The sequence below is a fragment of the Ignavibacteriales bacterium genome (assembly GCA_016214905.1).
GTDB lineage: Bacteria > Bacteroidota > Ignavibacteria > UBA10030 > SZUA-254 > PNNN01.
In genome coordinates, this window is record JACRMQ010000007.1 from 607,827 (window position 1) to 631,872 (window position 24,046).

At 36.4% G+C, this 24,046-nt stretch carries 27 protein-coding genes; all 27 read left to right on the plus strand.

Annotation, left to right across the window (positions count from 1 at the left end; translation table 11 throughout):
- The first annotated feature begins 60 nt into the window (after nucleotides 1-60).
- The 27 genes from HZB59_09690 (at nucleotide 61) to HZB59_09820 (ending at nucleotide 24,034) form a co-directional block, all read left to right on the plus strand.
- Nucleotides 61-936, plus strand: a complete 876-nt coding sequence (locus HZB59_09690; GenBank protein ID MBI5021698.1) for an alpha/beta hydrolase — start codon at nucleotides 61-63, stop codon at nucleotides 934-936.
- A 169-nt stretch (nucleotides 937-1,105) separates the two neighbouring features.
- A complete protein-coding gene (locus HZB59_09695; GenBank protein ID MBI5021699.1) occupies nucleotides 1,106-2,077 on the plus strand; it encodes a hypothetical protein in 972 nt (323 codons plus the stop codon).
- Nucleotides 2,078-2,093: 16 nt separating this feature from the next.
- Nucleotides 2,094-2,264 carry a hypothetical protein gene (locus HZB59_09700; GenBank protein ID MBI5021700.1) on the plus strand — a complete coding sequence of 57 codons (171 nt, stop codon included), beginning with the start codon at nucleotides 2,094-2,096 and terminating at the stop codon, nucleotides 2,262-2,264.
- A gap of 102 nt (nucleotides 2,265-2,366) precedes the next feature.
- Complete coding sequence (locus HZB59_09705; GenBank protein MBI5021701.1) at nucleotides 2,367-2,945, plus strand: NAD(P)H-dependent oxidoreductase; 579 nt, start codon at nucleotides 2,367-2,369, stop codon at nucleotides 2,943-2,945.
- A 53-nt stretch (nucleotides 2,946-2,998) separates the two neighbouring features.
- A complete protein-coding gene (locus tag HZB59_09710; GenBank protein MBI5021702.1) occupies nucleotides 2,999-3,715 on the plus strand; it encodes an SDR family NAD(P)-dependent oxidoreductase in 717 nt (238 codons plus the stop codon).
- A 9-nt stretch (nucleotides 3,716-3,724) separates the two neighbouring features.
- Nucleotides 3,725-4,402, plus strand: a complete 678-nt coding sequence (locus tag HZB59_09715; GenBank protein ID MBI5021703.1) for a DUF4386 domain-containing protein — start codon at nucleotides 3,725-3,727, stop codon at nucleotides 4,400-4,402.
- 71 nt (nucleotides 4,403-4,473) lie between these two features.
- Complete coding sequence (locus HZB59_09720) at nucleotides 4,474-5,409, plus strand: 2-dehydropantoate 2-reductase (GenBank protein MBI5021704.1); 936 nt, start codon at nucleotides 4,474-4,476, stop codon at nucleotides 5,407-5,409.
- A 157-nt stretch (nucleotides 5,410-5,566) separates the two neighbouring features.
- Nucleotides 5,567-6,433, plus strand: a complete 867-nt coding sequence (locus HZB59_09725) for a PD40 domain-containing protein (GenBank protein ID MBI5021705.1) — start codon at nucleotides 5,567-5,569, stop codon at nucleotides 6,431-6,433.
- Between the two features lie 11 nt (nucleotides 6,434-6,444).
- Nucleotides 6,445-6,864 carry a hypothetical protein gene (locus tag HZB59_09730; protein MBI5021706.1) on the plus strand — a complete coding sequence of 140 codons (420 nt, stop codon included), beginning with the start codon at nucleotides 6,445-6,447 and terminating at the stop codon, nucleotides 6,862-6,864.
- Nucleotides 6,865-6,904: 40 nt separating this feature from the next.
- Complete coding sequence (locus HZB59_09735) at nucleotides 6,905-7,627, plus strand: SDR family oxidoreductase (protein MBI5021707.1); 723 nt, start codon at nucleotides 6,905-6,907, stop codon at nucleotides 7,625-7,627.
- A 402-nt stretch (nucleotides 7,628-8,029) separates the two neighbouring features.
- Nucleotides 8,030-10,117, plus strand: a complete 2,088-nt coding sequence (locus HZB59_09740; GenBank protein MBI5021708.1) for a GHKL domain-containing protein — start codon at nucleotides 8,030-8,032, stop codon at nucleotides 10,115-10,117.
- The gene (locus HZB59_09745) at nucleotides 10,114-11,517 is read left to right on the plus strand and encodes a sigma-54-dependent Fis family transcriptional regulator (protein ID MBI5021709.1); all 1,404 of its coding nucleotides are present in this window, start codon (nucleotides 10,114-10,116) and stop codon (nucleotides 11,515-11,517) included. The genes HZB59_09740 and HZB59_09745 overlap by 4 nt, the downstream gene beginning before the upstream one ends.
- 607 nt (nucleotides 11,518-12,124) lie before the next feature.
- On the plus strand, nucleotides 12,125-12,748 hold the full coding sequence (locus HZB59_09750) for a TetR/AcrR family transcriptional regulator (protein ID MBI5021710.1): 624 nt from the start codon (nucleotides 12,125-12,127) through the stop codon (nucleotides 12,746-12,748).
- Nucleotides 12,749-12,764: 16 nt separating this feature from the next.
- Nucleotides 12,765-13,685 carry an efflux RND transporter periplasmic adaptor subunit gene (locus tag HZB59_09755; GenBank protein ID MBI5021711.1) on the plus strand — a complete coding sequence of 307 codons (921 nt, stop codon included), beginning with the start codon at nucleotides 12,765-12,767 and terminating at the stop codon, nucleotides 13,683-13,685.
- A gap of 28 nt (nucleotides 13,686-13,713) precedes the next feature.
- Nucleotides 13,714-14,637, plus strand: a complete 924-nt coding sequence (locus HZB59_09760; GenBank protein MBI5021712.1) for an ABC transporter ATP-binding protein — start codon at nucleotides 13,714-13,716, stop codon at nucleotides 14,635-14,637.
- A gap of 23 nt (nucleotides 14,638-14,660) precedes the next feature.
- Entirely contained in the window at nucleotides 14,661-15,971 is a 1,311-nt protein-coding gene (locus HZB59_09765) for a TolC family protein (protein ID MBI5021713.1), read from the plus strand.
- A gap of 54 nt (nucleotides 15,972-16,025) precedes the next feature.
- Nucleotides 16,026-16,637 (plus strand): outer membrane beta-barrel protein, encoded by a 612-nt coding sequence (locus HZB59_09770; protein ID MBI5021714.1) that lies wholly within the window; start codon nucleotides 16,026-16,028, stop codon nucleotides 16,635-16,637.
- A gap of 149 nt (nucleotides 16,638-16,786) precedes the next feature.
- A complete protein-coding gene (locus HZB59_09775) occupies nucleotides 16,787-17,731 on the plus strand; it encodes an ABC transporter ATP-binding protein (protein ID MBI5021715.1) in 945 nt (314 codons plus the stop codon).
- On the plus strand, nucleotides 17,728-18,858 hold the full coding sequence (locus HZB59_09780; GenBank protein ID MBI5021716.1) for an ABC transporter permease: 1,131 nt from the start codon (nucleotides 17,728-17,730) through the stop codon (nucleotides 18,856-18,858). The genes HZB59_09775 and HZB59_09780 overlap by 4 nt, the downstream gene beginning before the upstream one ends.
- Before the next feature lies 1 nt (nucleotide 18,859).
- Nucleotides 18,860-19,987 (plus strand): ABC transporter permease, encoded by a 1,128-nt coding sequence (locus HZB59_09785; protein ID MBI5021717.1) that lies wholly within the window; start codon nucleotides 18,860-18,862, stop codon nucleotides 19,985-19,987.
- 21 nt (nucleotides 19,988-20,008) lie between these two features.
- Nucleotides 20,009-20,398, plus strand: coding sequence for a hypothetical protein (locus HZB59_09790; protein ID MBI5021718.1), 390 nt, complete (start codon nucleotides 20,009-20,011; stop codon nucleotides 20,396-20,398).
- The gene (locus tag HZB59_09795) at nucleotides 20,395-21,198 is read left to right on the plus strand and encodes a metallophosphoesterase (protein MBI5021719.1); all 804 of its coding nucleotides are present in this window, start codon (nucleotides 20,395-20,397) and stop codon (nucleotides 21,196-21,198) included. The genes HZB59_09790 and HZB59_09795 overlap by 4 nt, the downstream gene beginning before the upstream one ends.
- A gap of 1 nt (nucleotide 21,199) precedes the next feature.
- Nucleotides 21,200-21,793, plus strand: a complete 594-nt coding sequence (locus HZB59_09800) for a hypothetical protein (protein MBI5021720.1) — start codon at nucleotides 21,200-21,202, stop codon at nucleotides 21,791-21,793.
- A gap of 248 nt (nucleotides 21,794-22,041) precedes the next feature.
- Nucleotides 22,042-22,677, plus strand: a complete 636-nt coding sequence (locus HZB59_09805) for a hypothetical protein (protein ID MBI5021721.1) — start codon at nucleotides 22,042-22,044, stop codon at nucleotides 22,675-22,677.
- A gap of 115 nt (nucleotides 22,678-22,792) precedes the next feature.
- On the plus strand, nucleotides 22,793-23,092 hold the full coding sequence (locus tag HZB59_09810; protein ID MBI5021722.1) for an antibiotic biosynthesis monooxygenase: 300 nt from the start codon (nucleotides 22,793-22,795) through the stop codon (nucleotides 23,090-23,092).
- 89 nt (nucleotides 23,093-23,181) lie between these two features.
- Nucleotides 23,182-23,478 carry a hypothetical protein gene (locus HZB59_09815; GenBank protein MBI5021723.1) on the plus strand — a complete coding sequence of 99 codons (297 nt, stop codon included), beginning with the start codon at nucleotides 23,182-23,184 and terminating at the stop codon, nucleotides 23,476-23,478.
- A 97-nt stretch (nucleotides 23,479-23,575) separates the two neighbouring features.
- The gene (locus HZB59_09820) at nucleotides 23,576-24,034 is read left to right on the plus strand and encodes a hemerythrin domain-containing protein (GenBank protein ID MBI5021724.1); all 459 of its coding nucleotides are present in this window, start codon (nucleotides 23,576-23,578) and stop codon (nucleotides 24,032-24,034) included.
- The last annotated feature ends 12 nt before the right edge of the window (nucleotides 24,035-24,046 follow it).

Genomic DNA, 24,046 nt, shown 5'->3' on the forward strand with positions numbered 1-24,046 from the left:
TGTGAATCAAATTACTTCGTGATATTATCACAACTACTATTTTATAATTCTGGTACTTCGATGAAGAATTTTGATAAACCCGAAATATTAAGTAAGAGCGATGGATACTTCTTCGGAGTAAGAGATGGACATCATTTATTTATCTATAATTATACGCCTGTAGAAAATTACAACTCCACAATCTTCATCATCTCGGGCATAACCGGGATAAATCATCACAATGAAAAAGATTTGATCAGTATTTTGTCGAATGACGAAAACAGAGTTGTCGTTATTTACCCACGGGGAACCGGATATTCTGAAGGTATGCGCGGTGATATTTCTAATTTTGAAGATTTTATTAATGACTTCTCAGAAATCATTTCAAATGATAAAGATTATAATTCCGAACATCATAAAATTTTTTTGTATGGTCATAGCATGTCATGTGCAATTTTGTTAGCTGTTACATACAATCTGAAAAACATCGCCGGAGCAATTCTTGTCAATCCACCTTATATGCAAAAAGCAGCTAAAGGTATGTCGCCAAGTTTTTGTCAATACATAAAATATGGTTGTTATTATCTTTTTGCAAGGCATACTCCGATCGTTAATATGGCAGGCGATCCAAACATGATTGAAAACGAAGAAGACAGAAAAGAATCAGAATCAAGAATAAATGATTCATCATTAGTAAAGTATTTCAGTATGTATATGATGATTGAATCAAAAAAAATAATGGACTCAATGATTGAATATTCAAAAACCGCGAATTATCCACTATTGCTAATTTATGGTGAGAAAGATAATATCGTTGACAAAACAGGATGCGATTTGATTTTCAAAAACTGGAAACATCAAAACAAACAATACATACTTATAGAAAACGGTTCACATGGAAAATCAACTGTAACACAAGCAAATGAAATTATTCGAAAATGGATAAGCAACAAATAATGAAAAAATAACTCTGTCAGGCATGTGTATTCACTGTTATATATGACGACATTATACTTATATGCTAGTTAGTTGCAATATGGATCGTTTCCATATAAGCTAAATAGGATAGAGATTAGCAACTGGTAAATATTATAAAAATGATTGTTTAACTTAAAAGATTATTAAAATGGTAACAAAGATTTTTTTTACTCTACTTTTATCTGGATTAATTTTCATTAATTCCTATTCACAAAAAATAGTATGGAAACCCAAAGCGGAACTTCCAAACAAATGTTTGAGTGGATCAGCGGTAACTTGTCAAGAAAAAATTTACTATATCGTTGGACAAATACAAATTGATACCAATAAACCAACTGCATCAAGACTGATGTACGAATATAATTTAACAATGGATGAATGGATTGAGAAACCTAACATGCCGACCGCACGCTGGAATCTTGCAACAGCCTGCGTTGAGGGTAAAATTTATGCGATAGGAGGAGATAAATTTCTTGATAAAAATGAAATGTTTAATACAACAACAGAAAGCTGGCAAACACTTGCCCCTATGCTTACAGCCAGGCAACACATGAAAGCTGCTGTTGTAGATAACAAAATATACATTATTGGAGGATTGGAAAGTTGGTCGAAAGTTTCAGCAAAAAATGAAGTGTATAATCCACAAACAGATACATGGGAAGAAAAGGCACCTATCCCTACGCCAAGACATAATTATTCTGCAGCAGTTTATAATAATAAGATATATATTTTTGGAGGAAACACAAATAAAGGTGGAGATATTTGGTCATTTACTTCAAGTGTCGAGGTGTATGATCCAGCTACAAATAAATGGGATACTTGTGCTTCACTACCAACAACAAGAGTCGGTTTTGGCATAGGTTTAATCAACAATAAGATATTAATCGCAGGTGGATTTTCGGATGATGAAGATTTGACTCGTGTAGATTTGTTTGATCCTGATACGGGTTTGTGGAACCAAAGTAATCCACTACCGAAGAACAACGTTTTGATGGGCTCAGCTATTTTGAATAATAAATTATACATTATTGGAGGTTCAGATGGACCTCCAAAATGGAATGGATATAATACGGTTTATGAGGGAACTATCGAGGAATCATCTAATATTATTAAACATTGAATATTGTCTGGATTCAATGATTGATTATTCCAAAACTGCAGGTTGTCCACTCTTATTAATTAATGGTGAGAAGGAAAATATCGTTGACAAAAAAGGCTGGGATTTAATTTTTGAAAACTGGAAACATGAAGACAAACGATATGTATTAATCGAAAATGGTTCACATGGAAAATCAACTGTAATTTAATCAAATGAAATAATTCAAAAATGGTTAACGAACAAATAATGGAAAACGAATGCCCAATACGTATTACCAGCAATGTAAAAACATAAAGGAGAATGACTAATAATAAAAAAGATTTTGATAATCAACGGACATCCTGACAAAAACAGTTTATGTTATGAATTTGCAATTAGTTATAAAAGAGGAGCTGAAAAATCTTCATCTGATTGCACATTAGTAAATCTTATAGATTTGCATTTTGACCCAATTTTACATTATGGATATAGGCAAAGGACTGAACTTGAACCAGATTTGTTGAAAGTCCAGAACGACATATTAAATGCTGACCATTTGGTTTTTATTTATCCTACATGGTGGGGGACATATCCTGCGTTATTAAAAGGATTTATTGATAGAGTTTTTCTACCAAAGTTTGCTTTTAAACATCGTGACAACTCTTTGTTTTGGGATAAACTGCTAAAGAGAAAATCTGCAAGACTTATTGTAACAATGGACACGCCTAAATGGTATTATTCATTGATATATAAGAGCCCAGGTCACAATTCGATGAAAAGAGGAATTTTAGGGTTTTGTGGAATAAAACCTGTAAAAATAAGTGCATTTGGACCGATTAAATCATCTGACGATTTTAAACGTAAAAAATGGATTAATCAAATAGAAAAACTTGGTCAAGAACAAAAATAATGTCAGAAGGCAACAAAAAAAATATCAGTATGCATATCACTTGGACAAACAAAATGAATAATGCAATAATAATTGGTGCAACATCAGGCATAGGAAAGGGACTTGCAAAATTACTAGTGGACAACGGCTACAAAGTTGGAATTTCCGGAAGACGTTCAGAGTTACTTGACGAATTAAAAAAAAGAAATCCTAATTCTTTTGTAACAAAAACTTTTGACATAACAGACACTGATTTAGTCGTTGAGAATTTAGAAGAATTGACTTCTGAAATGGGTGGACTTGACTTACTTATTCTATGTGCAGGAACAGGTGACTTAAACGAAAATTTGGACTTTGAAATAGAAAAACGCACAATTGACACAAATGTAGTTGGGTTTACTTGTATTGCAGACTGGACATTTAAATTCTTTGAAAAACAAGAGTACGGACATTTGGTCGCTATCAGTTCAATTGGCGGATTACGAGGAAGCAGGCAAGCGCCATCCTACAATGCAACAAAAGCCTACCAAATAAATTACTTAGAAGGATTAAGACAAAAAACAGCTAATCTGAAAAAGCCAATATTTATTATTGATATAAGGCCGGGTCTTGTAGATACTGAAATGGCAAAAGGAGATGGATTATTTTGGGTGATGCCTGCACAAAAAACGGTAAGTCAAATTTTTAATGCTGTAAAAAAGAGAAGAAAAATTGTATACGTAACAAAACGTTGGAGAATAATTGCTTCAATTTTGAAATTAATACCTAGGCCAATTTATGACAGAATGTGAGGAATAAATATGAATCCAAATAGAAAAACAGCAATTGCATTTGGAATATTTCTAATTAGCGGAATAATTTTTGGAATATTAAATACGGTTCCTGCGTTGGAGTATCCAGATTATCTGGTAAAATTATCATCAATCAAGATGCAAGTTTTGATGGCAATATTTTTTCAATTTACTATGGCTGCAATTTATGTGTGCGTTGCGGTTTTATTATATCCCATAATTAAAAAATATAATGAATTGTATGCACTCGGGTACTTCGGATTCAGAATAATTGGGGCTGCATTTCTTTTTGTCGGAATAGTTTCTCTATTGCTGTTATTATATATAAGTCAAAGTTTTGTATCAGCAGGGCAGCCAAACCAATCACATTTCCAGACCATAGGAGCATTACTTAGAGTAGGTAGAGATTGGATGAATCATATTGGCTTTATACTGCCGTGGAGTTTAGGCGGTTTAATATTATACTATTCTTTTTTTAGAATGAAACTAATTCCTGCATGGCTATCGGTCTGGGGTATTATTGGTTCTACTTTAACTTTATTGGCAACATTTCTGTTAATGTTTGAACTAATTGAAATAGTAACACCAATTTACTTGTTAATGAATACACCAACAGCTTTATTTGAATTAGTTTTGGCAGTTTTTCTCATAAGAAAAGGATTTAATTCATCAGCAATAACTTTCTAATTATTATCAAAATGTTTAGGTGCAGGTTATTTTAATTGAAAATATTACGAACACACAATAAGAAATATAAAATGAAAATCGGAATAATCGGTACAGGAGGGGTCGGAGGTTACTTCGGCGGTAAGATTGCAAAAGCAGGTTATGATGTTACATTTGTTACCAGAGGATTAAATCTTAATGTATTAAAAACAAACGGTCTAATCGTAAAAAGTATTCAAGGAGATTTTAAAATAAGCAGAGTTAACGCGACCGAGAAAATAGAAGATTTGAAACATTCAGATTTGATTTTAATTTGTGTTAAAGCATGGCAGGTGAAAGAAGTTGCATTAAAATTAAAATCGGTTATAAAAGAAAATGCCGTTGTAATCCCTCTCCAAAACGGAATATTGGCAGTTGATGAATTAAAAATTTATCTAAACGAAGTTAATATTGTAGGTGGCTTATGTTTTATAATAAGCAAAATGGAATCGCCTGGAATAATAAATCACTTTGGGGTCGAGCCTTCAATTGTATTTGGAGAAATAAATAATTTGAAAACCGAAAGATTAAATAATATAAAAGAAGTATTTGATAAGTCAGGAATAAAATCAAAAATATCAGAAGATATTAAGGCGGATTTATGGAAGAAATTTATAACAATCTGTGTAAGCGGACTGCTGGCTGTAACAAAATCGACGTACGGCGAACTTAGAGAATTGCCTGAAACTCGCAGGATGATGATTGATTTGTTGCAAGAAATTTATATGCTCTCTCAAAAAATTGGAGTAGATATAAAGTCCGATTTTGTAGATAATATTGTAACACTGATTGATACTTATCCGTATGATTCTACATCATCCTTGACAAGAGATATATGGGAGGGAAAGCCGTCCGAGATTAATTATCAGAATGGAACCGTCGTTAAACTTGGACAGAGATACGGCATTGAAACAACGATAAATAAGTTTGTTTATAGTTGCATTCTTCCAATGGAATTAAAAGCAAGAATATCGGGAAACATGAAATAAGAATCGTTATTCTTGTTGTTGAATCAAGAAAAAGATTGTGTGTGCATTTGAAATCAAGTCTTTATTTCGGATGAAATATAACTACTCAGGTATTTACACGTTGCTGAAAAAGTAATCGTAAGTTAATATTATAAATCATAAATTTAGAAAGTATGATATGAAAACAATAATTAAATCATTCATTATTTTGTGTGTAAGCCCAATAATTTCTTGCGCTCAGAATAATGGTTCTGTCTCTCACATTTCTTTATTCGGAAATCCCCCAGATTCGATTCCAAAAATATTTGCAAAAGGGGTAATTTCTGTTCCCGACAGATATGAATACGGTATTGCGATTTCACCAAATTATGATGAATTGTTTTTTACTGCTGAGAAACCCGCAAAAGGATTGATGGTAATGAAAAAACTAGCTGATGGAAATTGGTCAACTCCGAGAACAGCTAATTTAAGAGGTGATAGTAGCTGGGAATTTGAAGCATTTTATACTCCCGATGGGAAAAAGCTTTTTTTCTCATCTGATGTAAACGATACTTCCCGTCTTTGGTTCTTAATAAAAGAAAAAACAAAATGGTCGTTTCCCAGATTATTGGAATCTCCTGTTAACGATACTCCTGTTTTCTGGGCAACTTTTTCTGAGAATAATACAATGTATTATACAAATCTATCTGTATTTAAAATTTACAGGTCGCAGATTGTTGACAATCAATATAAGACAACAGAAAAAGTAGAATTACCATTCGGTGTTCATCCGTATGTTTCCAGAGATGAAAGTTTTATCCTTTTTAATGGTAAAGGTGATATCTACGTAACATTTAAAGAGAATGATCAGAAGTGGTCCGCCCCTATAAAACTTGGAGGATTAATTAATACTTCGGAATATAATGAAACCTGCCCATCATTATCACCTGATGAGAAGTATATCTTTTTTAGCAGGTATAATGATTTAAATGAAAAAAGTGATATCTATTGGGTTAGCGCCAGTATAATCGGCGACAAAAGAAACCAAGTATTAAAAAATAAGTAAGGAAAAATAGTATGGAAGCGAAAACGATTCTTAAAGCTGGAATAGTTGCCGGGTTGATTATTTGTTTAAGTGCTGCCACAATGGTTCCTGTTGTCGGGAGCGATATGGATAATGCGTTAGCAAAATTCAATTTACCGCCCCTGAGCATCGGCGATATGATATTTTTCTTTTTTGTTTCACTTTTCCTCGGAATGATGCTGATGTGGCTGTATTACTTAACGCTGCCGTTGTTTAAACAAAAGATGAAAACTATCATAGTGGCTGTATTAATCATTTGGGTACCGGGAAACTTGTTGGCTAATATAGCGAATGTTGTATATGGATTTATGCCGGTAAAACTGACTATTATCGGAATTAGTTGGGGATTTTTAGAACTATTACTGGCGGGAGTGCTGAGTTCCCGGCTCTGCGAGGAATCAGAACAAAATTAATTTATATTCGTTTTGAAAAAATAATATTGAGGTAATAAGAATGAGGATTTTAGTGTTAGGGGCTTCCGGTGCTACGGGCCGATTGGTTGTTAAACAACTTATAAATAGAAATGTTAAAGTTAAAATTGTAGTGCGTAAAAACAGTATGGTATTAACTGAATTTTTGAACCACGAACTTATAGAAACTGTGGTTGGAAATATTGCTGAATTTGACCTGAATAAAAATATTGATTTGATTAACGATTGTAATGCCGTTATTTCTTGTCTTGGACACAATATTTCATTCAAAGGTATGTTTGGAAAACCACGACTGCTGGTTACAAATTCGATAAGAAATATTTGTGAAGCAATTGAAGTGGCGAAAAAAGATAAAGTAAAAATAATTCTAATGAATACCACTGCATGTAGAAATAGATTAATAGCAGAGAATTATTCTTTTGCTGACAGAGTCGTGCTGTCTCTTCTAACTATTTTATTACCTCCGCATATAGATAATGTAATGGCGGCATTATATCTTTCAAATGAGATTGGAAAAAGCAATTCGAAAGTAGAATGGGCAGCTTTAAGACCTGATACTTTAATAAATAAAGAGAAGGTAAGTGAATATGAAATTCTGGAATCTCCGAAGAGAAGTCCTGTTTTCAATGCAGGAAAAACAAGTAGAATAAATGTTAGCCATTTTATGACTGAATTATTATGGAATGGGGAATTATGGAATAAATGGAAATATAAAATGCCGGTGATCTATAATCTTAAAAATTGATTTGCACTGTTGCATACTTACATTTCTATATTAGTAAGTGAGAGAAAAATAGATTGTATTGTAGAAATTGACATCAATCCAGAAACTAGGACTGCCTCATGTGCAGTAACAAAAATTCCAATGGTGAATCAAGCCTTAAGAGCCCTCATCAATCCATTGGAATTCATTCAAAGTCAGCACCTTGTAGGTGCTCATTGTAGCGGGGGTCGGGCCTTCTAATGACAGTCGTACTGGAAAAGAGGTTAATTTCTCTGTTTTGAACTTAGACCATTTAACTTCGGAACACGACGAGCATATTTTATGTGAATTAGATCTGATATCTTAATTTCCTCAATTTTTTTCTCGTTTGTTTCTCTCTTGAATATATGCTATTTTTCGGATAATAAATTCCCATTAAAACCTATGGCTTCATTCTACTCGCTTCCAGCAATTGTTGCTTTGGCGATTAATTTATCGCTTTTTATAATTATTCTTCTCGATAATCCAAAGAGTTATGCTCACAGACTTTTTGCACTCCTAGTATTCTGCTTTGCCCTTTGGAATATAGCTGATATAATTATTGTTAATAGCATTACTCCAGAGCTGGCATCTCTTGCTGGGGCCATAATTGTAGCGGCAATGCTGTTTGCTTCAACTTTTATCCTTCTATTATCATTTTCATTTCCACGAAGTGTACAATCTAAATTTGATCGTTTATCTGTGCGTCCGCTATTCCTTATAGCACCACTCATATTCACTCTACTGGCCGGGATGCAAATTGTCCATCCTTTGAAACTTCACCACCTTATAGAACAGAATATCTATTGTTATGTCGTAGATATTTTTGGTAATCCATTGAATGTTTTGATTTATATGTTTCTCTTTTTGTATATCGCATGGGGAATACACAATTTTGTTACACAATTAAAACTTTCACACTCGAGGAAAGAGCGTACACAGATTCTATATTTCTTATATGGAATTATAGGTTTCGGTTTAACGGTTGCAATGCTCGATTTCTTAAGAGAATATGAACAAATACATTTTTATGGATCTAGACTATTATATCTTTTAATAAGCGTTTTCTTGTCTTTCGTTATTCTACGTGGGCGAGTTCTCATTCCCCGCACACGGGCAAAACTTGGGTTCGCATATTCACTTGTAACCGGAATAATGTTTGGAATTTATCTTATCGTCATTAAAAACATCGCGTATGTTATCGATAATAAATTTTATATTGATTCATTTTGGATTGAAGCTGTCCTGATAATAGTGCTCGCATTTATATTCAGACCGCTTGTGGTTAGAGTACAAACACTTATCGAACATCTCTTCTATCAGGATATATTCCGTTATCGGCGTAACTTCATACGCTTCACGCGTGAAGCGCTTCATTACACGAATGCAAGAGAGATGACAGAAGCGGCGATACGATTTCTCAGGGAAACAATCTTTGTATCGATATCGGATGTTTTGTTGAAAGATAATTCAGAAAGTATATTTCGGAGTGTAATAAATTCAGGCATTACTTTGCCGAGAGACGGATGCCTCTCAACAATAATCAGCAAGGAATCTAAACCGTGCGAAGTTGAAGAAATTATGGAAACCTGTTCAACGGATGAACGAACCATTCTACAAGAATATCGGGGTGGCTACGTTGTAGGACTCTACACAGAGAAAGCGATGTCGGGACTTCTTCTCATTGGTCCGATGACAACGCGAAAACCATATTCCATCGATGAAGTCGAATTTTTCACTATCTTTGCAAACGAGATATCAATGTCGATAGAACGAAATGTTCTAATCGAAAAAATGCGGGATGAACAAGCAAAAGCGGCACAATTTGAACGGCTTGCATCGCTTGGCAGACTTACAGCAGGCATCGCTCACGATTTTCGTAACCCGCTCGGCATTATTTCAATATCAGCGCAAACTATTCTTCGTAATCCCAAAGACGAACAAATTCATCAGAAGATGAGCGCATTCATAGTAGATGAGAGCAAACGACTCAATAAAACTATAGATTCATTTTTGCATTTTGCCAAACCACATAAACCGACATGGGAAGAAGCCAATCTTGAAAAGATCATCGATGGAATCGTTCAGACAATAAATACACAAGCTTCCGAAAGCAACGTAACAATTAACAAAGAACTTTTTGGAGAAATACCGAAATTGACAACTTCGGTGCAACATCTTAGCCGGGTGTTGACAAACTTAGGTGTAAATGCTATCGAGGCAATGCCAAAAGGTGGTGAATTGAATTTTAAAGTAATGAATGAAGATAATTTTATTACCATTACGGTTTCAGATACAGGAACAGGTATCCCGGAAGAACTTAAGTCAAAAATCTTCGACCCTTTTTTTACGACTAAATCAAACGGCACCGGTTTAGGTTTGTCAATCGTTCATTCAATGGTCGAGAGTATTAAAGGTGAAATATCGTTAACTTCAAATAAAAATGGGACAACATTTTATATTAAACTTCCAATAGATGGGTCGCGAATATGAACAATCTAAATCTATTAATAATTGATGATGAAGAAAAGACAAGACAAGTCTTAGAAATCAATCTTCAATCTGCCCATAATGTTATCCTAGCAAAAGATGGTCGTGAGGCATTGGCTCTCCTGCAAAGTGAACCAATCGATATTGTACTCACCGATTTGAAGATGCCGGATGTAGATGGACAGACCGTTATGAAAGAAGTGAGAAAAATGGGGCGAAGTATCCCTGTAATTATCATGACAGCGTTTGGCACAGTCGATAACGCAGTTTCGATGATGAAAGAAGGCGCGTTTGATTATTTGACGAAACCGGTTGACCTTGATCAATTAGATTTGGTTCTTGCTCGTGCAATAAATCATGTGAAGTTGATTAGAGAGAACGAAGAACTGCGTAGCCAATTGCGTTCGATAGGAAATCTAAGCAATATTATAACAGCAAGTTCAAAAATGCAGTATGTTTTAAAAACAATTCAGCAAATTGCTTCAACAAATTTCACCGTACTTATTGAAGGTGAAACCGGAACAGGAAAGGAATTGGTTGCAAGGGCAATTCACTCTTCAAGTCAACGCTCTGCTAAAACTTTCGTTGACATAAATTGCGGTGCAATCCCCAGAGAATTATTAGAAAGCGAATTTTTCGGCAGCGAGAAAGGCGCTTTCACAGGAGCAACAAACAGACGCCTAGGTAAATTTGAACAGGCAAACGGTGGAACATTGTTTCTTGATGAAATCGGTGAACTGCCAATTGAGTTACAAGTAAAGCTTCTTCGTGCAATTGAAGAACAAGCGATCGTGCGTGTGGGAGGGAATGAAAGAATATCGTTAGACCTTCGGATTATAGCGGCAACAAATCGTAAATTGAAAGCCGAAGTTGAAGAAGGACGATTTCGTAGCGATTTATATTATCGGCTCAACGTTGTCAATATCGTTCTCCCACCGTTGGGTGAACGTGCGGAAGATATTCCGCTTCTTGCTCAACATTTCTTAATGAAGCATAAGAAAAATGTTGGAAAAGATATCAAAGGTTTCGATCCGGCTGTGCTTATTTATTTAAAGAGATGTCCATGGCGAGGTAATGTTCGTGAATTGGATAATGTGGTGGTGAGATCGATGGTCGCAGCCAGTGAAGAATATATCACTATCGAGGATTTACCAGCCGACCTTCACATCGGAAGTAATGATGAACAAGAATCAATCCCCTCTTCCTATCAAGAATATCTTTCCCAAAAAAAGATACTGAAAGATAAACACCTTAGGGAATTTGAGAAAAACTTCATCCTCGAAGCCCTCCGCAACAATCATTGGAACATTTCTCAAACAGCAAGAGCTCTCGATATGGATCGCCGCCTGCTGCAAAATATGATGAAGGAACATGGATTAAAGTTCAAAGAGAATGAATTGTAACTCATTAAAATCCGAAACACGAAACTCATAACAATATCAAAATCAAAATGTTCATATTGATGATTATCAAAAATCTTTGTGAACCTAAATGTTCCCCGCCTGTTAAAGAACTTATCTGATTGCACGTAGCGTTTCAGCGGGCAGGTTAGTGTTCTTACTGTTTTTCTTTTATTAAACACACAAACCTGCCTGCCGGCAGGCAGGGACTAAGTCCACTGAGAAACACTAAGCAATACTAATTTTTTTATACTCTGCCGCGAGCAATTCTTCCGCACCGTTAACTCACTACCTATCAATAAGTTACGGATATTCATCTTCTAATCTGCGAATCTTTTCATCGCATCTTTCACCTCCTCAAAACAAAATTCTATCATATCTGATTGAAATTGATGCCTTTTTTATGTGGCACATATATTGGAGTAAGTACAGTCAAGTTCTGAAAAATATGAAGGAAAATAATATGTGGAATACATTAATAATAACGACGGTAGCTTTGCTCGCTGGGATTTTGATACTGGTTTATACTTGGGTCGAGATATCATACCGCAATCAAGAAAAGAAACGTCGTAATCATTTAGGTGTAAAATAAAAATATCATATCACTTTTATGTTAGAAGAGAAAAATATAGAACATCGGATACTTGAAGTTGCAAGCGAAATATTCTTTCAGTCTGGATTCAACAGAGTAAGGATGGATAAGATCAGTAACCAGATTGGTATCGATAAGAAAATTATTTATAAATATTATATATCAAAAGATCAATTGGTTGAGCGGATTCTCGAAGATAACATGCTTGCTGCATTGTATCGCTACAAAAAAATAATGGATTCATCTGAGGAATATGCAATAAAACTATTTCACATTTTATCGTTGATGGGCAAGACGCTCGCGAGTATGGGTATTTTGTTCCTCGATGACTTGCGTAAATATCGACCAGATTTATGGCATAAGTTAGAAGATATCCGCAGTCAAACACTCTTGATGAGTATTACTGAGTTCTTGGAAGATGGGATCCGGCTTGGAATAGTAAGAGGAGATCTGCGCAAAGAGATTCTGATCATCGCATATTTTGGCACGATGGAGAGCGTCCTCCGCTCTAAAGAAATTTCGGTAAATTCATTTTCTAGTGATGAGGCAATCAACCTCATAACTCACATTCTGGTCGATGGACTTTTGTCTGTTCAGGAACAGGGACGTTGGAATAATAAAAATTTAATCACTTCAAATTAATAATAAGGATAACATTATGAAATATTTCATCACTCTTTTCCTCACCCTCTTCTTGTTCGGTTGCTCTAAAAACGACAAGAACGCCATTACCGCTTCGGGTACCATAGAAACAACGGAAGTTACTGTAACCGCCAAGGTCGGTGGTGAAATCACTAAACTTCATGTAAACGAGGGTGCGAACGTTAATAAAGGCGATACGTTAGTAACGATAGACAAAACAGATTTCGAGATTCAATACAAACAATCATCGGCGAATGCCGCTGCCGCAGAGGCACAATATAAACTTACTATTCTTGGACCTCGAGATGAAGATGTATTACAGGCAAAAGCAAATTTTGAAAACGCCCAATCAGATTTCCAACGTGCAGAAAAATTATTGAAACAAAAAACCGTAACACAGAAACAGTATGATGATACAAAGATGAAATTCATTATGGCACAGCAGAATTATGGAAAGATGAAGAGTGGCTCGCGCAAGGAGGAAGTTGATATCGCACGCGCACGCCGAGATCAGGCAGTCGCTCAAGTCGATGCAGCACGGAAAAAACTGAACGATACTTACGTTACTGCAACAATGAAAGGCGTCATAACCGAGAAAGCAATCGAAGAAGGTGATATTGTTATGCCGAACGGATCTCTTCTCCGTATTTCACGCTTGGATAAAGTTTATATAATGATTTATGTTACAGAAGTTGAGCTTGCCCGTGTGAAACTTGGACATGAAGCGAAGATTTATATCGATGCTTATCCGAATAAATCTTTCACCGGTAAAGTATCCTACATATCCGACGTTGCAGAGTTCACACCGAAAAATGTACAGACCAAAGAAGATCGCACGAAACTTGTATTCGGTGTAAAGATTGAAGTAGAAAATCCGGAACAACAATTAAAACCGGGTATGCCTGCTGATGCAACTATCGAAATCGGGTCTAAATAAAATGAAAACGAAGATACAAGAAACGATTATGACGGAAAACGCAATTGATATACGAGGATTGACTAAGAAATTCGACGACATTATTGCGGTGAACGACTTCAATCTGACGATCCAGCAAGGTGAGATGTTCGGTTTAGTTGGACCCGATGGCGCTGGAAAAACTACTCTCTTTCGAATGCTCACAGGTATTCTTCTTCCAACATCGGGTGAAGCTAAATTGCTTGGATTCGATCTAATCAAACAAACGAAAGATATAAACAAAGAAATCGGATACCTCTCTCAGCGTTTCAGTCTTTATGGCGATTTGACTATCGACGAGAACATTGAGTTCTTTGCCGAAATAAATGGAGTAGAGAATTATAAAGAACGGCGCGAGGAATTGCTCGAATTCACCCGGCTTACCCCTTTTCGAAAAAGATTAGCCGATCAACTTTCGGGTGGTATGAAACAGAAATTGGCGCTCGCTTGTACGCTAATTCACAAACCCAAAATTATTTTCCTTGACGAACCCACCACAGGCGTTGATCCTGTCTCGCGGAGAGATTTTTGGAAAATTCTATCGAGTCTCCTGGAATCAAAAATAACAATCGTTATGAGCACACCTTATTTAGATGAAGCCGAGCGTTGCGGAAGAGTAGCCCTGATGAATCAGGGTAAAGTTATGGTTGTGGATACCCCTCCAAATATTAAAAAATTGATGAAGGGTGATCTCATCGAAATAGTTTCCGATCAGATTCGGCGCGCAACAACTTTATTGAAGGAAAACAAATTGGTGTTAGATGTCCAAGCATTCGGCGATCGCCTCAATGTTGTGCTTGAAGACAGCACGAGAGATTACCCGATAGTTGAAGAAACGCTTCGGAATGCAAATATCACGATTACCGAGCGACGGAATATTTCTCCATCATTGGAGAACATATTTATCTCATTAATGTCACGGCAAAATAATTGAAGAATAAAATTAAGGATATGATCATGAATAAATTATTATTACTCGCACTTATACCGACGTTTATATTTTCGCAAGAAAAACGATCGTTAACTATCGATGAAGCAATCCAGATCGGTTTAGATCAAAGCAAACAATTGCACATCTCTCAATTGAGAACTGTCGCATCTGATGCAAAGGCAAGCGAAGTTAATTCTAACCGGCTTCCATCACTAAAATTACAGGCAAGTTATACGCGTCTGAGCGATGTTGACCCGTTTGCAGTTCAACTCCCATCGATGCCGCAACCGGTGGTGATCTCGCCGGTGGTTCTTGACCAATACACCACACGTTTGGCTCTTCAACAACCGTTGTTTACCGGATTCAAGCTTTCTAAATCGTCTGAAGCTGCTGAATACTCTGCGCAGGCAGCGCATTTTGATTTCGAGAAGGATAGAATAGAAACGATTTTCAGTATCAAAACGGCATACTGGAATTTATATAGAACAAATAAAGTAGAACAAGTTATTAGCGAGAATGTATTGCAGATGAAAGCGCATCTTGTTGATGTAAAAAATATGTTAGATCAAGGTTTAGTTACGAAGAACGAGGTTCTAAAAGTTGAGCTACAGCTATCAAACAGCGAGATCGCTCAAATAGATGCTGTGAACAATGTGAAACTGAGCATGATGAATTTGAACAACATAATTGGAATACCATTGGATACCGAGGTACAGCTAAATTCGATGATAAAATTGCCGGATGAAGAAGTTCAAACGATTGAGAATTTAAATCAGAGTGCATTTGGGAATCGTCCTGACCTAAAATCGGCAGAGAACCGTTTCCGGGCAGCAGATGCATCTGTAACTGCCGCAAACAGTGGATGGTATCCGCAAATAAATCTTTTCAGTAACTATTACTACTCCAAACCGAATCTTCGATACCAGCCGACAAAGGATGAGTTTAAAGATACATGGGATGTTGGAGTGAGTCTATCGTGGGATATCTGGAATTGGGGAATGACAAAACATCAATCAGATCAGGCAAAAGCTCAACTGTCTCAGGCGAAGTATGCTGAGGATCAATTGAAAGATATGGTTTTGCTTGAAGTAAATCAGAATTATCTCACACTCGCTCAATCAAAAAAGAAAATAGATGTAGCCCGGCAAAGTGTTGAGCAAGCGGAAGAAAATTATAGAATCACAAAAAGCAAATTCACTAATGGTACGGCAACAAACACCGAGTTGCTCGATGCCGAGGTAGCGTTACTGCAATCGAAGCTAAACCATACAACTTCGCTGGTGGACAATGAAATTGCATATGCAAAACTTTTAAAAGCTTTAGGTAAAGAAAATTAATCAATAATTAACAAATAACTAACAATATCAATAAAAAATAAAAGGATTAAAACAATGAAAAACACAATCAACATATCACTAATAACGATTGCAATATTAGCATTTGCTTTATCGCCAGCATCTGCCCAAATAGCAGAGAAAGATCAACTCGTAATTAGAGTTGGTACTGAAGGAATGGTGCAAGTAGGAGACAGCAGCGATGATTCCGAAGTCGGACCATCATTCAATGCGAGCATCGGCTACGGTTTGGGTTATGGTGCCACAGTTTATTTAGAAACAGGTTTTGGCTGGACGAACTACGGCACCGACGAAGATTTACGCTTGGCTCAATTTCCTATACTGCTCGGCGTTAACTATAACTTTGCAGAGCTGTTAAAGACAAATGATGTACGACCGTACTTTGGTATTGCAGCGGGTTTATATAATAACGTACTACGACGTGATGGGGAAAGTGTCTATGTAAATAATGAAGAACAATCTACATCTAATTTCGGCATGGAAGCAATTGCAGGAATTAATTTCAAAATTCCGGAATCAAATTTCGGAATAGATTTACGTGCTAAGTATAACTATGTATTCTCGAATACAGATGGTGTAGGGTTAGAATCGTATGACAGAAGCGCTGTTAATTTCGGTCTCGGCATATCTTATGCCTTTAGTTTATAATTCAACGAGCAAAATGTCTCGCAACGATAACATAATAGCAGAAGAAATCAATGGACGGTCTCCGTTTGTTGAACCGAGGCCGTCCAATAATATATTTGTAAATAATAACTCTTCTAATTCATAAAACGTATTCAGAAACGGAAAAAACAATGTCACAATTAGCGATAGATGTAAATGAGATAACAAAAATGTTCGGTAACTTTACAGCGGTGGATAAGGTAAGCTTCGGTGTAAAGCAGGGCGAGATATTTGGTTTTCTCGGCGCTAACGGTGCTGGTAAATCAACCACCATAAGAATGCTTATCGGGTTATTGGAACCAACTTCAGGTCAAGCTAAAGTAGGCGGCTATGATGTAAAAACACAAACTGACCTTCTGAAAAAAAATATCGGTTATATGTCGCAGAAGTTTTCACTGTATGAAGACATGACAGTAGAAGAAAATATCCATTTTTACGGTGGTGTGTATGGCTTATCGAAGGAAAAGATAAAAGAACGTAAGAAATGGGTTCTTGAGATGGCTGGATTGCAAGGACGTGATAAAAGCTTAACGAAAACACTTTCGGGCGGATGGAAACAACGACTGGCGTTAGGATGTGCAATACTTCATGAACCAAAAATATTATTTCTCGACGAACCAACCAGCGGTGTTGATCCTGTATCTCGCAGAAATTTCTGGGACTTGATAAATGAGCTTTCCAGTCAGGGTGTTACAATCCTTGTAACAACTCATTATCTCGATGAAGCAGAGTATTGCAATAACATTATACTGATCAATGCCGGTCGTTTGATTGCCAAGGGAAGTCCGAAGGAATTAAAAACAGAACATATCACTTATCCCATCCTCGAAGTTGAAACCGACAATGTTGTAACAGCCCTTGAGCTTTTACGAACACAACCGTGGGTAGTAGAGATATCGGTATTCGGCACATATCTCCACGTCGGTGTTGCAGAACTTGAGAAGGGAAAGAGTTTAATTAAATCTATTCTCGATGCGAAAGGTATTCAAGTTAAACGCATCGAGCGAATCGTTCCATCATTGGAAGATGTCTTTTTACATCTTCTCGAACAGGATATGAAAAAGAGGGCAGCATGAACATTAAAAGAATTAAACCAATTATCGTAAAAGAATTTCGACAGATACGCCGCGACAAACGTTCGCTTGGTGTTCTGCTTGTGTTTCCAGCATTCTTAGTTCTCCTTATCGGTTACGCTCTAAATTTCGATGTAAAGCATATCTCTGTGGCAGTATTTGATCAGGATAAAACGCAATCGAGTAGAGAATTTATCCGTAGCTTCTCAAACTCCGAATATTTCGATTTCAACTATTCTGTCCAGAGCTACGAGGAGATTGATAATTTGCTCGACGAAGGAAAAGTGCTTGTTGTTTTTGTGATACCGACAAATTTCTCCAAAGAATTGCTCGCGGGGCGAGATGCAAAATTGCAGATTCTTGTTGATGGATCGAATTCAAACACAGCTACGACTGCAATCGGTTACAGTAATGCGATTGTTCAAGCATACTCCATGCGGATAGCCCTTGAAACATTAGCCCGAAACGGAAAAGAATTGTACGTACCTATAGATTTACATCCAAAGGTTTGGTACAATCCTGAACTTATCAGTGCAAAATTTTTAGTCCCCGGTCTCATCGGATTTATTCTCATGCTAAGCGCCGTTGTCTCCACTTCACTTTCAGTTGTACGGGAGAAAGAACGTGGAACGATGGATCAGATGATGGTGTCGCCATTAAAAACAGGTGAGATCATTTTGGGGAAGACGATCTCATATCTTATTATTGCGCTTATCGCCTCCGTTCTTGTTCTCCTTATAGGATATTTCTTCTTCGATATTTCTATCAGGGGTAGTATTCTTTGGCTGTATATTGGTATTTTCATCTTTCTGCTTGCAGCGCTTGGGCAGGGATTGTTAATCTCAGCAATTTCTCACACACAGCAGGTGGCGTTTATCATCTCGGTCTTCTCAACCTTATTGCCTGCATTGATTTTATCAGGGTTTGTGTTTCCAATTCGCAGTATGCCAATTGCACTTCAGATCATTTCTAATGTAACACCTCCCAAATTCTTCCTCATCGTTATCCGTGATGTTATACTCAAAGGTGTTGAACCAGCAGTATTTTGGGAACAATTAGTTTATATGGCGATATTTGCAGCCGTAACACTTGGCTTGAGCACACGATTACTTTTAAAGAGGGCAAATTAATATGAAAACAATTTATCATATCATCGTAAAAGAGTTCATTCAATTTCGACGCGACAAACGTATGATGGCTCTTTCGTTCATGGCGCCAATCCTACAATTAATTTTGCTTGGTTATGCCGCTACGACAGATGTGAAAGATGTTCCAATGGCGGTTTATAATCAGGATAAATCTGTTGCAAGCCGTGAGTTGATAGATCAATTTGTTCATTCGGGATATTTTGTTATTCAGAAAGATGTTAATTCGCTCGAAGAAATCGATCATGAGATTGAATTCGGGAATGTATGGATGGCTTTAGTTATCCCGCCCGATTTTTCAAGTAATCTTCTGGCACGTAAAACAGCTTCGATCCAGATTCTAACAGATGGGAGTGATGCCAATTCAGCAAATATCAGTCTCGGTTATGCATCTCAAATTATTGCCACTTATTCAACCTCGATTGTTGTAGATATACAAAAGCATATTCCGCAAGTAACCCGACCAGCTCGGTTGCAGCCGGAAATCAGAGTATGGTATAATCCCGATTTGAAAAGCCGGAACTTTATGGTGCCCGGTGTGCTTGCTACAGTGTTGATGATAATAACTATGACCTTGACTTCACTTGGAATAGTTAAGGAAAAAGAAATCGGAACACTCGAGCAGCTAATGGTAACTCCGATAAAACCATATCAGCTCATCATCGGTAAGTTAATGCCATTTGCCATCATCGGCATGATAGATGTCGTTCTCGTTCTATTTGTTACCCGGTTCTGGTTTGGAGTACCTCTACAAGGAAGTGTAGTTCTTCTTTTCGGCTTGAGTGGTTTATTTATCCTGACAACGCTTGGTTTGGGACTATTTATATCAACCATATCCAAGACACAACAGCAAGCGATGATGACGGCACAGTTTTTTATTTTCCTGCCGTTTATTTACTTGTCGGGATTTACATTTCCGGTTGAGAATATGCCGCAAGCGATTCAATATCTCACAGCCATAATTCCTCTGAAGTACTTCATCGTAATAATCCGGGGAATCTTTTTGAAGGGTACAGGCATAGCGGAGTTATGGCCCCAGGCGCTTGCACTCTGGATTTTTGGCATCATAATTTTAACGCTCAGCGTCCTGCGGTTCAAAACAAAACTAAGTTAATTACAAAAGAAAAATTTACAAATGAAAAAAATATTGTTCAGAAAAATAGCGGCTGGTACAGCGGTTATATTCAGTCTTCTCACTACGGCAGACGGATTTCAAGTATTATTTGGAATGAATAAGCCCGATTATATTGTAATGATGCCGCTATTAATTTATAATGTGATCATGGGAGTTTTTGGAGTGATCGTTGGAGTGATGTTATGGTTTAATCGAGTGAGGGCATTTAAGCTCGCGGTCATAGTTACATCGATGCATTTGATTGTGCTGGCTCTCGTTAGCATGATGCATGTTTTGGGCGGCGTTGTTGCATTGCACAGCGTACATGCTATGGGTTTGCGTACATTAGTTTGGTTGGTCACCGTTTGGTTTACTCGGATTTCAAATACACCTTCTGCGATTGTCAAATGAAACCTAATTTAATCAGAATACTATTTTTTGTTGTAGGATCGTTCGCATTAACAGGATGTGACGATATATTCGATTTTAGTCCTTACGAATCAATTGTACAGAACGAATATAAAAATACTACGCTCAAAAATCTTGAAAGTATTCAGAAATTGAATATAAAAGATTCTACGATTAAGTTTGCAGTGATCGCTGACAGTCATAACGATTATGATAATCTCGAAGCAGCAATAAAAAGTATAAATAATAATCCTGAAATATTATTTGTCCTTCATGCCGGCGATTTTACAGACCTTGGATTACTCAAAGAGTACGAAATATTTCGTGGGATCATGAATGGCTTAAGTGTTCCATATCTAGCAGTGATCGGGAATCATGATTATAGGTCGAACGGCGGTAAAATATATAAAGATATGTTTGGTAGTTATAACTATTCGTTCTTTCTTAACAACAACAAATTCATATTATTTGACAACGTGATGTTGGAAAGTAATAAAAAACCGGATTCCGCTTGGTTCCAGAAAGAATTATCGGATCCACTATTGTATGATCACATTTTTGTACTTTCTCATATACCGCCATTTTCAAACGATTTCAATGAGCAGCAGGAAGATCGATATAAAAATTTAATGTCTAGTAATGAAATAACTTTATCTCTCCACGGTCATTATCATACATTTTCTTACGATGAAAAATATATAGACGGAGTAAAATATATCGTTGTACCAAGATCGAAGGAGAAAAGTTACATAATCATCTCGGCACATAAGAATACAGTTAATGTTGAAAAGATAGTCTATTAAAATGAAAAGGGTGCTAAATTATATTTTATTGGTTACGTTCTTCATTGCGGCAAGCAGTGCTTATTCGAACGAGAATTCGACTTCAATTGAAAAAAGATGGTACGTCCCGGATTATGTCAAAGCACAATTCGCTGGTAACATAGGTTTCATATCTGTTGGTGCTGGCTATAATCTACTGAGTAATTTAATTCAAGTGGAAATATTGTATGGTTATGTGCCATCTTCCATTGGTGGAAGTACGATACACACATTAGCGCAGAAAAATTCAATTTTAATCTATGATTTAAAAACCACAAATTATATCATAATCCCTTATGCCGGTTTTACGACAAATTTAGAAATGGGTGGTAATTCGGATGGTTTTTTTTCAGAAAAATACGGCGACGGATATTACAAAACAAATGCTATTCATTTTACTTTTTTTATTGGTGGTAAAATATATCATCAACTAAGTTATAAATCGAATTTTAAAGGTTTGGATATTTTCGCAGAAATTGGAACAGTTGATATGTATTTATGGTATGTTATTAACTCGAAAAATGTTGAATTATCAGAAATATTTAGTTTGGCATTAGGATTTAATCTTTATATCTGATTTAGAATTATGATTGTATTTATCAAATTATTATATTTCATTACACCTACTTTTAAAGAAATATTAATGCTATTCGATAACAAGTATAGAATTATTATTCTTTTCTCTGGGTTTTGTAACTCACCGACTTATCAATATATCCAAACGTCTAAAAAATCAATTTTAGTAATTGAACTTTCTTTAGATTTCAATTACTTAAATAAACATCTAATTAACAATATAAATCTAACAATAAAAGGAGTAACAAAATGAAAAAACATTATTTCAAAACCGTATCTGCTATCATCGCTTTAGTATTTTCTATAGCAATGATTCTGCCTGGTACGGCGAATGCACATTGTGATACAATGGACGGACCGGTGGTAAAAGCAGCGCAGAAGGCGCTCGATACAAAAAATGTCGCTCTCGTACTAGTCTGGGTACAACCAAAAGATGAAACTGCAATAAAAGAAGCATTTGACAAAACACTCAAAATCCGTCAACTCAACCCTGAAGCTAAAGAGCTTGCCGATATGTATTTCTTCGAAACACTTGTTCGCATTCACAGAGCTGGAGAAGGTGCACCGTATACAGGACTCAAACCTGCTGGTTCTGAAGTCGAACCCGGTATCGAAATGGCTGACAAAGCTGTTGAGAAAGGATCATCTGATGAATTGATGAAACATCTCTCACAAGCGATTCAAAAGAAAGTTTCTGCATCTTTCAACGAAGTTATTGAGTCAAAGAATTACAAGAAAGATGATGTTGAAGCTGGTCGGAAATTTGTAAAAGCGTATGTCGAATTCATTCACTACATCGAGGCAATACATAAAGCAGTTGCTGGTTCGGCGGGAGCCCATGGACAAGAATCTGATGGACAATCGATTCATAAAGAAGGTCACTAATCTTCAATCGCATAAGAGAGCCTAAGATTGTGCTTAGGCTCTCAATGATTACAAAATAATTATTAAAAAATAACATCAAACAAATAAAATATATTATCATAAGGAATAACAGATAATGTTTGTAAATACAATTGAGTTTCCAGCGATTAAACCTGAGGATGAGCTAAAATATCGCGAGTGGTTTAAGTGGTCAAATGAAATGTACCGGAAATTTGACGGTTTTATCTCTCGTAGATTACTTCAACGAACGAAAGGTGGAGAGCCAGCTTACGTTACGTTGGTAGAACATAAAAATGAGCAAACTTTTATGCGGATGCACACCAGTCCCGAGAGGCAGCATGCTTTCGAACGACTCAAGCCGTTACTCGGAAACGCCGTTTTGAAAGTGCAGTTCTTCGAGGTGATAGAAGATTAACTATGATTTATGAGTTGAAATATATTAATCAAAAAAACATCATCATGGGTTGCGTCGAGGGCGATTTCGATTCCTCGACAATGAACAGTATGGCTACAGATCTTGCCATCCTGTCAAGTGAATATAGATGCACTAGATTATTGATGGACTTGCGAAATGCAAGAATGAAGCTTTCGATGATTGATATTTACTATGTGCCAAAGATTCTTTTAGATATTGGAGTTCCACTTGAATTTAAGCGGGCACTTGTCGTGAGCAATCTAGACGAGAAATACCATTTCCTTGAGCTAGTATCATTAAATAGGGCTCAAAGGATCAGAATTTTTACTGATCCAGAATCCGCCATAAATTGGTTAACGGAATGCTCGGATACTTCAAGCAAATAATAGCAAGTGACAAATTCCGATTAAATTAATTTATCTGACAGTTATGTACCGAAAACTATATAATTATTTTACAAATGACCATAAATACCTTTCTCGAATGCTTGAGAATGCTGTTGTCGGTAATGAAAATATTGATGAGGTTAGTTATTCTAAATTCCGTTCCGGAATTTTGAAACACATCGGTATGGAAGAAAAAATATTAATTCCGGAATATCTAAAAACACCAGATACTGAACGATATTCACTCGCCACCCACCTACGATTAGATCATGGTGCTATAGCTGCATTGCTTGTACCAAAACCTTCTTTGAAGATTATTGCCGCTCTAAAAGCAATACTTTCAAAACATAATGTTCTGGAAGAAAAACCTGGTGGTTTATATGAAGTATGTGAACAATCGGTGGGTGATAACCTGGATTTGCTTATGACACGAATACAAAATGTACCCGAAGTACCGGTAAATCCGTATAACTTAAATCCAGCTGTTTTCGATTCAACACGGAGAGCGTTAGCTAGAGCTGGGTATAACTTTGATGAATTTGAGAACAATGATTAAAACAAAAAAATA